General features: G+C 74.3%; 9 protein-coding genes. 4 read left to right on the forward strand and 5 right to left on the reverse strand.

The genetic code is table 11. The features are described 5' to 3' along the window. The 3 genes from G4D87_RS27565 to G4D87_RS27575 form a co-directional block, all read left to right on the forward strand. The coding region (locus tag G4D87_RS27565; RefSeq protein ID WP_163785566.1) for an ATP-binding protein at window positions 1–2301 on the forward strand (2301 nt) is incomplete at its 5' end. Between the two features lie 89 nt (window positions 2302–2390). Further along, complete coding sequence (locus G4D87_RS27570; protein ID WP_205507745.1) at window positions 2391–4127, forward strand: DUF6311 domain-containing protein; 1737 nt, start codon at window positions 2391–2393, stop codon at window positions 4125–4127. 45 nt (window positions 4128–4172) lie between these two features. Further along, entirely contained in the window at window positions 4173–4817 is a 645-nt protein-coding gene (locus G4D87_RS27575) for an HAD family hydrolase (RefSeq protein WP_163785570.1), read from the forward strand. A gap of 90 nt (window positions 4818–4907) precedes the next feature. On the opposite strand, the gene G4D87_RS27580 is transcribed toward G4D87_RS27575, so the two are convergent. The 3 genes from G4D87_RS27580 to G4D87_RS27590 form a co-directional block, all read right to left on the reverse strand. Further along, a complete protein-coding gene (locus tag G4D87_RS27580) occupies window positions 4908–5474 on the reverse strand; it encodes a hypothetical protein (protein ID WP_240358655.1) in 567 nt (188 codons plus the stop codon). Between the two features lie 136 nt (window positions 5475–5610). Further along, on the reverse strand, window positions 5611–6195 hold the full coding sequence (locus tag G4D87_RS27585; protein ID WP_163785574.1) for a nucleotidyltransferase family protein: 585 nt from the start codon (window positions 6193–6195) through the stop codon (window positions 5611–5613). Further along, window positions 6192–7304, reverse strand: coding sequence for an XdhC family protein (locus tag G4D87_RS27590; RefSeq protein ID WP_163785575.1), 1113 nt, complete (start codon window positions 7302–7304; stop codon window positions 6192–6194). Before G4D87_RS27590 ends, G4D87_RS27585 begins: the two co-directional genes overlap by 4 nt. Window positions 7305–7481: 177 nt before the next feature. Here G4D87_RS27590 and G4D87_RS27595 point away from each other — a divergent pair, with 177 nt between their 5' ends. Continuing rightward, the gene (locus G4D87_RS27595; protein ID WP_163785578.1) at window positions 7482–7883 is read left to right on the forward strand and encodes a hypothetical protein; all 402 of its coding nucleotides are present in this window, start codon (window positions 7482–7484) and stop codon (window positions 7881–7883) included. 22 nt (window positions 7884–7905) lie between these two features. Here the strand turns inward: G4D87_RS27595 and G4D87_RS27600 are convergent, their stop codons facing one another. Continuing rightward, window positions 7906–8211 (reverse strand): hypothetical protein, encoded by a 306-nt coding sequence (locus G4D87_RS27600; RefSeq protein ID WP_163785580.1) that lies wholly within the window; start codon window positions 8209–8211, stop codon window positions 7906–7908. Window positions 8212–8348: 137 nt separating this feature from the next. Beyond that, the coding region (locus G4D87_RS27605) for a zinc-binding dehydrogenase (protein ID WP_163785583.1) at window positions 8349–9088 on the reverse strand (740 nt) is incomplete at its 5' end.

A 9088-nucleotide genomic window follows, 5' to 3' on the forward strand; every position in this document is an offset into this window, starting at 1 on the left:
GGCGGGGTGTGGCTGTGCGAGCTGGCCGAGGTCCAGACGGCGGAGGCGCTCTGCCTGTCGGTGGGCCATGCGCTGGGCATCCCCCTGCGCGCGGACGGCGACCCGACCGAGCCGGCGGAGCGGCTGGGGCGCGCGCTGAACGACTGTGGTGACGTGCTGCTCATCCTCGACAACCTGGAGCAGGCCGTGCAGCACCTGCCCGCCACGTTGGGGCGCTGGCTCCAGCTGGCGCCTCGCGCGCGCTTCCTGGCGACGTCGCGCGAGGCCCTGGGGCTCCCCGGTGAGCGGCTGCTGGACCTGGCGCCGCTCTCGGTGCCAGAGGAAGGTGAGTCCCGGCTGGAGGAGCTGGTCCGTTCGGACGCGGTGCGCCTGTTCGCGCAGCGAGCGCGTGAGGCCCGGGGCCACTTCGAGCTGACGGCCGGCGAGGCGCCGATGGTCGCCGACATCGTGCGGCAGCTGGATGGAATCGCCCTGGCCATCGAGCTGGCCGCCGCGCGCATGGCGCTGTTGAGCGTGAGCCAGCTTCGGGAGCGGCTCACGCGTCGCTTCGAGCTGCTGCGCACGGGGCGGCGTGACGGCTGCGCGCGACAGGCGACGCTGAGAGGGGCCATCGACTGGTCCTGGAACCTGCTGGAGCCGGAGGAGCGGGCCGCGCTGGCGCGCTGCTCGGTGTTCCGTGGCGGCTTCACGCTGGAGGCGGCCGAAGCGGTGCTGGGGCTGCCCCCGGACGGGCCCGCCGTGCTGGACGTGCTCCAGTCGCTGCGCGCCAAGTCGCTGCTGCGCGTGCTGGAGGCGGAGCTGCCCGGCGGTGACTCCCGGCTGGGCCAGTACGAGAGCATCCGTCAGTACGCCGCGGCCCGGCTGGCCGAGGAGGGCGTGGGCGATGCGGCCGCGTTGGCGGAGCGGCACGCGGATTGGTACCTGTCGCTGGCCCGCGGCCTGCGCGCGCAGGTGCGCAGCCAGGGCGGCGCGGAGGCCTTGCGGTGGCTGGCGCTGGAGCGGGAGAACCTCCTGGCGGCGTGTGACAACGCCCTGGCCGTGACGCCCGCGACGTCGCGCTCGGTGGAGCGGGCGCTGGAGGCGCTGGTGGCGCTGGAGCCGGAGGTGGTGACGCGGGGCCCGGTGCGCCTGCTGCTCGAACGGCTGGACGCGGCGCTGGCGCTGGCGGACCGGGTGACGGGCGCGCCCAGGCGGGTGGCCGAGGCCGTGGCGGTGCGTGGCCGCGTGTTCCTGGAGGCGGGTGACCTGATGGCGGCCCGCGGGAATCTGGAGTGCGCGCGCGCGTCGCTGCGGGTGTTGGGCGCGGTGGCGGGCGAGAAGCGCGTGCTGGTGGACCTGTCGATTGTGGCCCGTCACGAAGGCGCGCTGTCCCAGGCCTGGGAGCTGGTGCGCGAGGCGCGGCTGTTGTCGTCGGAGGGCGACCGCTGGCTGGACGCCTACACCGTGGGCAACCTGGGGCTGGTGGAGCAGGCGCGCCGCGGCGCGGAGGCGGCCATCCCCCACCTGCGCGCGGCGCAGGCGCTCTTCCGCGGCGTGGGGGACGTGACGTTCGAGGTGGGCTTCCTGTCCAACTGCGCGGTGGCCATCGGGGAGATGGGGCGCACGAGCGAGGCGATGCGCCTGCTGGAGGAGGCGATGGCGCGCTCGGCCAGCGTGGGCGACAGGGCGGGGCACGCGCTGGCTCGCCTCAACCTGGGCTGCTACCTGCTGGAGGAAGGACGGCCGCAGGAGGCGCGCGCGCACCTGCTGGCCGCGGCGCGCATCGGCCGGCAGCTGGGGCAGCGGCTCCTGGAGGGCACCGCGCTGGGCGAACTGGGGCGCGCGGAGCTGGCGCTGGGGGCGTGGAGCGACGCCTGGGCCCGGCTGTCGGAGGCGGTGTCCGGCCTGGGCCACGTGTCGCGGGGGCAGGCGCTGCGCTTCGCGGTGTACCGGGCCGTGGTGGAGGCGTGCAGGGGAGACGCCGCGGCGGCGGAGGCGAGCTTCGTCGTGCTGGAGGGCGCGCCGGAGATGCGGGATGACCCGGTGCTGCGCGAGCTGGCCGCGCTGCTTCGCGCGGCGGTGGACCTGGCGGAGGCGCGGGCCGCCTGGGACGACGTCGCGCGGGCGCAGCGGGCCTTCGCGTCGGCGCGCCAGCGCATCGCGCGGGCCCGGAGTGCCCCTCCGGAGGCCGCCTCGTCGGACCTGCGTGGCGCGCTGGGGTTCCTGGAGGGCGCCCTGTGGCGGCTCACCTCGGAGCCCGAGGACGGGGAGGCCGTGGAGGTGGAGGGCAGGGGCGCCCCAGTCTGCGTCGGGGCCGCTTGACGCCCCTGAAACGGCTGTGCTTCAAGCGGCGCTCCCATGCCCGAAGCGCGCGTCACCCTCGTCTCCGTCGCCTCGCGTGAGTGTCGTTCATGACGCCCGCCCTGCTGCCCGAGCGGCCGCGGCGCATCCTGGACACGCTTGCATCGTTTGTCATGGCGAACGCGGGCCCGCTCGGGGCCGGCGGGGTGGGGCTGCTGGCGTTCCTGGCCATCTACGGGCCGGCGGCGCTGAATCCCACGCGCCTGTCGTGGCTCATCCGTGACGACTTCAGCCAGCACCTGCTGGGCTGGCTGTTCTTCCGCAACGAGCCGCTCCGCTTCCCGCTGGGCGCCATCGACGGTTACCTGCATCCGCTGGGGACGACGCTCGGCTACATGGACGCCATCCCCTGGGTGGCGTTGGTGCTGCGGCCGTTCTCCGGCCTGCTGCCCGCCGACTTCCAGTACATCGGTCCGTGGATGTGCATGTGCCTGGTGCTCCAGGGCGCCGCGTCCGCGTGGGTGGCGCGGCGGATGGGCGCGACGGTGCCGCAGCAGTGGCTGGTGGGCGCGCTGCTCGTGCTGTCGCCCACGCTGCTGGCGCGCATGAGCATGGCGCACGAGGCGCTGTGCGCGCACTGGACCCTCGTGCTGCTGGTGGGGCTGAACCTGCTCCCGCAGCGGGACGCGCGCGAGGCGAAGCAGGCGCTGGGCATCGCGCTGGCGCTGTGCGTGTTCGCCGCGGGCGTGCACCCCGTGGTGACCGCCATGGTGCTGGCGCTCGCGTTGGCGCTGTGCGCGCGGACCGCGCTGGAGCGGAAGCTGCCCTGGCGGTGGCCCCTGCTGGGCGCCGGGGTGAACGTGGGCGTGGTGCTGGCGCTGTTCTACGTGCTGGGCTACCTCGGCACGGTGCGCACCCTGGGCGCCGGCGCCTTCGGTGGGTTCTCCGCGGACCTCCTGACGTTCGTCAATCCGATGGGCTACCGGGACTCCTGGTCGCGCTTCCTGGAAGCGCTGCCGAGGCAGGGCGCGCAGTACGAAGGCTTCGGCTACCTGGGGCTGGGTGTGCTCTTCGCGCTCTGGGTCGCGCTCATCCTGCTGGTGCGGGACGCGCCGCTCGTCACGCGGCACTGGCGCAGGCTGGTGCCGGTGGGGCTGGTGGCGCTGGGCCTGGGCTTCTTCGCGCTGTCCTCGCGCGTCACCCTGCGAGGCGAGCTCATCGCGGACCTGTCGGGCCTCTACGCGCCGGTGATGCGATGGGTGGAGCCCTTCCGCTCCTCCGGCCGCTTCGTGTGGCCGCTGTACTACCTGCTGGCGCTGGGCTCCGCGCTCGCGCTCATCCGCCTGCCCCGGCCCACGGTGGCGCCGGCGCTGCTGGCGCTGGCGTTGGTGCTGCAGGGCTTCGATGTGAACCTGGGGCGGGGCCATCAGGCGAAGGAGGGGCCGGCCTGGAACACGCAGCCGTCCGAGGCGCTTCGCGAGGCCGCCGTGGGCCGCAAGCACCTGGTGCTCTACCCGCCGCAGATGCATGACGGCTCCGGGCGGGGCTGCCGCGCCGGGCCCATGGACTTCCACCGCTGGGCCTACCGCGCCTACCGGCTGGGGCTCACCTTCAACAGCGGCTACGTCGCGCGGCTGGATGACGCGCGCGCGCAGCCCTACTGCCTGGGGCTCGACGACGACATCCGGGCGGGCAGGCTCGACCCGGAGGCCGTCTACCTCTCCATTCCGCAGCGGCTTCACGAGTTCCGCGCCATTCGCGGGACGCGCTGCGTGCAGGAGGAGCGGCTGTGGCTGTGCGTCCTGGAGCAGGCGCCCGCTGCTCCGGCGGAGCGCGCCTCGCCCTGAGTCCGGAGGCAGGACAGGGGGCACGAGAGGGGGTATGGAAGGTGCGTGAGCGCTTCCTCTTCTCGCGGCATCCTCTTCGACCTCGACGGCACGCTGGTGGACTCGCTGCCGGACATCATCGACAGCTTCCTCCATGCCTTCGGGCACCTGGGGCTTCCGGCGCCGACGTATGAGCAGGTGCGCGCGCTCATCGGCCACCCGCTGGACTGGATGTACAGCCAGTTCGCGCCGGACCACGTCCCCGCGTTGTGCGTGGCGTACCGTGAGCACTACCCGCTCCACTTCCACCGGCGCTCGCGGCCCTATCCGGGCGTGGTGGAGGTGCTGCGCGCGCTGCGCGAGCGGGGCTACCTGCTGGCGGTGGCCACCACCAAGCGCCCCGACATGGCGCGCAAGTTCGTGGACGCCATGGGCCTGGGCCCGCTGCTCCACCACGTCCAGGGCACGGAGGGCTTCGCGCACAAGCCCGCGCCCGACGTCATCCACCACGCGTTGGCGGCGCTGGGCACGGGCGGCCTGTGGATGGTGGGGGACACCGCGCTGGACTTGCGCGCGGGACAGGCGGCGGGGCTGCGGACCTACGCCGTCACCTGGGGCACGCATCCGGTGGACGTGCTCGCGAGCGCCTCACCGGACGAGCTGCAGCCGGACCTGCAGCGGCTCCTGACGCACCTGCCGCCACTGGCGTGAAGGCGGGCGTCTTCGGGGGATGAAGCCAGCGCCTGGCCCACCTGGACGACGTGGGGGGGCAGGGCCTCGGGCGCTGGCCTCGGGTCGTGCTCAGTCCGCCGCCATCCCCGGGCACTTGCCCGTGGCCAGGTACTCCGCGTTCCGGTGGATTTCGGAGCTCAGCTTGGCCTGCCGGGCCGGGTCGACGGCGGTGTAGACGATGACGACGCCCTCCGGAGAGTCGTGCACGCTGGCGATGGACGGCACCGACGGCGCGCCCGCGGAGCCCGGCTCCTCGCGGCCGCCCATCTCGTCGTAGTCGACGCCCGGCGGCTGGGCCATGCCGCTGCCGCCCGTGCCGTGCTCCTGCTGGAACTGCATCATCCTCCGGCTGCGCTGCTGGAGGTCCGCCACCCTGTCGGTTTCGGGCGTGACGATGATGAGGGCCACGCCCTCCGGGATGTCCTCCGCGCGCGCCTGTGCGCCGGACACGTCCATGGGGCAGTCCCGCTTCATCTCCGCCTGCGCGTCGGGCGGCAGGCCTTCGTCCTGCTGTGGCATCTGCTGCGCCGTGGGTGGCATCCCGCCCTGGGATGTCTTGGCGTTTCTGGAGCAGCCGACCGACAAACACATCACCGCCGAGGCGGCCAGCGCCGCCGGGAACCTGAGTCTGGACATGAGCCCCCCTTTGCTGAAAGTCCTGCGCGCAGAAGGTGGGGCGCGGTGCGTGGTGGTGGCAATACGCACTGACGTCCCAGAGGGCGCGCCCCGGGGCCGATGCGCGTATCCGCGGCGCGACGGATGCGGCTCCGGCTCACGTCAGCCGCGAGACATCCTCGGGCGTGTCCACGTCGTCGCCACCGCCGGGCAGCGGGACGTCCACCACGCGCGAGGGCACGCGCGCAATCACGCCGCGCGCGCCCTGGCCCGGGCTCAGCGCCTCCAGCTCCGGGAAGACGGCGCGGGCGAAGAGGGCGGGGACGCCACGGGTGTCCTCGTAGGCGGAGGCCACCACGGGCGCGCGCGTCCGTTCGAAGGTCTCCAGCAGCGCCCTCAAGTGTGCGGCCTCCACGCGGAGCTGGTCGCACAGCAGCACGAGCACGGCGTCCAGCGCCGGTGGCTCCGTCTCCCGCAGCGCGCCGAGCCCCGCGCGCAGCGAGCCTCCGGGGCCCGCGGCCCAGCCCGCATGGTCCACGGTGCGCACGGCGAGGTCCGTCAGCTCCGCGGCGACCGCATCCCGCGACGCGCCCAGCACCACCACCACGGGGCCGCACCGCAGGGACGCCGCGGCCTCGGCGGCGCGCCGCACCAGCGCCGTGCCCTGGTAGCGCACCAGCTGCTTGGGGTGGCCCAGCCGCGAGGAGCCGCCCGCGGCCAGCAGCACCACGCCCACCGTCACGCGAGCCTCCGCACCGGTGGGGGCGCGGCGGTGTGGATGGGCGCGCGCCGCTCGCGAAGCTTGCCGCCCTGGCGTCCGGCGACCACCGCTTGGAGCTCGGCGATGATGGACAGGGCAATCTCCTCCGCGCCTTCCGCGCCCAGGTCCAGGCCCACGGGCGCGTGCAGCTTCTCCAGGTGCGCGTCGGTGGGCGCGGAGGGCAGCTCCGCGAGCAGCCGGTCCGTGCGCGAGCGAGGGCCCAGCACGCCCAGGTAGCGCAGGGTGCGTGGCAGCAGCCGCGCCAGCAGCTCGCGGTCCTGCGGCAGGCTATGCGTCATCAGCACGGCCAGCGTGCGGGGCGACAGGGGCAGCGCGCCGGGGGCGTCCGGGGCCTTCGCCGACACCACCGCGTGGGCCTGGGGAAAGCGGCGCCGCAGGGCCTGCGCGGGCCGGTCCGCGACCACCGTGACGTGCCAGCCCAGGGCCGCGGCCTGGTTCACCACCGGGGCCACGTCGAAGCCGCTGCCGAAGAGCACCAGGGGGTGGGGCGGCTCCACGACTTCCACCAGCACGTCCGCGCCGCCGCGGGGGCCGCTCCACGTCCGGCCCGCCTCCAGCGCCTCGCGCGCCGCTTCGCGCACGGCGTCTCCCAGCGCGCCGGACAGGTGGCCCGCTTCGGTGCCGTCATCGCGGAGCATCCACCGGGAGCCCACGGCGCTCGCGGGGCCCCGGTACACCGTCGCCACCACCGCCCGGCGTCCCGCTTCCCGCGCCTGGGCGGCGAAGGTGAGGGCCGCGCCCGCGCCCGCCTCCCAGCGCTCCAGCAGCACGTCCACCACGCCGTTGCAGCCCAGCGCGAAGGAGAAGGCCCCCTCGTCCTCCGCGGTGTCGCTGGTGGAGTCGTAGCGCAGCAGGCGAGGCCCGGTGGTGGTCCAGAAGAAGGCCTTGCGGACGACGTCGGCCTCCAGGCAGCCACCGCTGATGCCGCCCGCGAGCCATCCGTCCTCGCTCAGCAGCATCCGCGCCCCCGGCCGCCGGTAGGCGGAGCCCGACACCTCGACCACCGTGGCCAGGACCAGGGAGCCGCGAGCTTGCGCCCGCGCGCGGAGGATGGCGTCCAGGTCCTTCATGTCTCGTCGTCCTTGGTGGGGGTGACTGGAACGCGACGGGAAACTGTAGTCGGCGCCATTCCATCCCGGCCAGTGACGTTCTTTCGCGGCGGGCGCCTCGGGGTGGGCCCAGGTGCGGCACTCGACATCCGTGGTGACTGGATGAATCCTCGCGGCTGAGGTGTAGTTCCCATCCGCATGCCCGTCCTGCGTTACGCCTTCACCCTGAATGCCGTGCGTGAGCTCGGCCGCCTGGCTCCGGACATCGCCCGGGCGCGGGCGGAGGCGGCCCTGGACACGAGCCTCCTGCACATCCGCGAGGCCTGCACGGCCACGCTGGGCATGGAGTTCGACACACTGGTGTGCTTCGACGCGCGCTCCGTGGTCCGCCTGTTCTCACACGCGGAGCAGGCCCGCATCCTGGCCCGGCTGGTGGACGAGCGGGCACGCACGCTGGCGCGGGTGGGCCGCTTCCAGGAGGCGCTCGAGGACACCGTCTACGCGGGGCAGCTGCTGGCGTGCTCGCGCCAGCGCTTCGGCCTGCCCAAGGACGCGCGCGCGGCGGAGACGCTGGAGCGCGAGGTCCCCGAGCTTCGCTGACCCACGCGGGGTGGGCCGCGCTTCACCGGGAGCGCTCGCCACCTGGCGGCGGTTCGTCGTCACGGCGGTCGGGCTCGGGTTCCGGCTCCAGTCGGGCCTGCCGTTCGCTGGCCTCCCAGGACGCCTCGGCGTCGCCCGCGTGGACCTGGCGGGCGGAGTCGTCATCCTGCTGCCCCGTCCACGTGGTGTGGCCCCCCGCGTAGCCCTCCAGGGCACGCGGTCCCCGGTGGGACTCCACGTCCAAATCCTTCTGCTCCTCCTCGCGCAGCCGCTTGCGCTCCTGTTCCCGCTCGCGCTGGTGTTGCCGCTCCAAAAGGTCATCCGCCATGGCGCCGTCACCTCCTGCATCAAGGTGGTGTCCACCCGCGAAGGCGGCAGCGCCGGGCAGGGCCACACGCGGCAGGCCGCATGCCCGGCGGTCAATCAACGGGCACCGGGCGCGAGCACGCCCGCGCCGGTGCCAGGTCAGCCTTCGCGCAGGCGCAGCACCACCTTGCCCGTGGCGCGCCGCGCCTCGAGCTCGCGCAGGGCCTGCGCGCCCTGCTCCAGCGGGAACACCGGGCCCACGACGGGCGTGAGCGCCCCGCGCTCCGCCATGGCCTCCAGGTCCTTGGCGATGGTGGGCGTCAGCGACGGCTCGTGCAGGAGGAAGCCGCCCCAGGCCACGCCGACCACGTCGATGTTGCGCAGCAGGAGCCGGTTCACCTGGACCTCGGGGATGCGCCCGCTCGCGAAGCCCACCACCAGCAGCCGGCCTTCGGGCGCCAGGCACTTGAGGCTCTTGTCGAAGACGTCGCCGCCCACCGGGTCCACCACCACGTTGGCGCCCAGGCCCCCCGTCTTCTCCCGCACCTGGGAGACCCAATCTCCGGTCGACAGCAGCACCTCATGCGCCCCGGCCCGCCGGGCGACGTCCGCCTTGCGCGCGTCGCTCACCACGGCGATGACGCGCGCCTGCGCGCCGCGCGCCACCTGCACCGCCGCCGTGCCCACGCCGCCCGCGGCGCCATGGACCACGACCCACTCCTCCGCCCTGAGCCGGCCCCGCCGGTGCAGCGCGAAGTGCGCCGTGTGGTAGTTCATCACCACGCCCGCGGCCGCCTCGAAGCTCCAGTCCGCGGGGATGGGGAACACCATCTCCGGCTGAATCGCGGCCACCTCCGCGAAGCCGCCCAGCCCGAAGCTGAAGGCCATCACCCGCTGCC

It is taken from the genome of Myxococcus vastator (genome assembly GCF_010894475.1).
Lineage (GTDB): Bacteria > Myxococcota > Myxococcia > Myxococcales > Myxococcaceae > Myxococcus > Myxococcus vastator.

Coding starts and splice junctions, on each gene's coding strand:
- G4D87_RS27570 (WP_205507745.1), top strand. CDS start 2,391: ATGACGCCCGCCCTGCTGCCCGAGCGGCCGCGGCGCATCCTGGACACG.
- G4D87_RS27580 (WP_240358655.1), bottom strand. CDS start 5,474: ATGTCCAGACTCAGGTTCCCGGCGGCGCTGGCCGCCTCGGCGGTGATG.
- G4D87_RS27590 (WP_163785575.1), bottom strand. CDS start 7,304: ATGAAGGACCTGGACGCCATCCTCCGCGCGCGGGCGCAAGCTCGCGGC.
- G4D87_RS27595 (WP_163785578.1), top strand. CDS start 7,482: ATGCCCGTCCTGCGTTACGCCTTCACCCTGAATGCCGTGCGTGAGCTC.
- G4D87_RS27600 (WP_163785580.1), bottom strand. CDS start 8,211: ATGGCGGATGACCTTTTGGAGCGGCAACACCAGCGCGAGCGGGAACAG.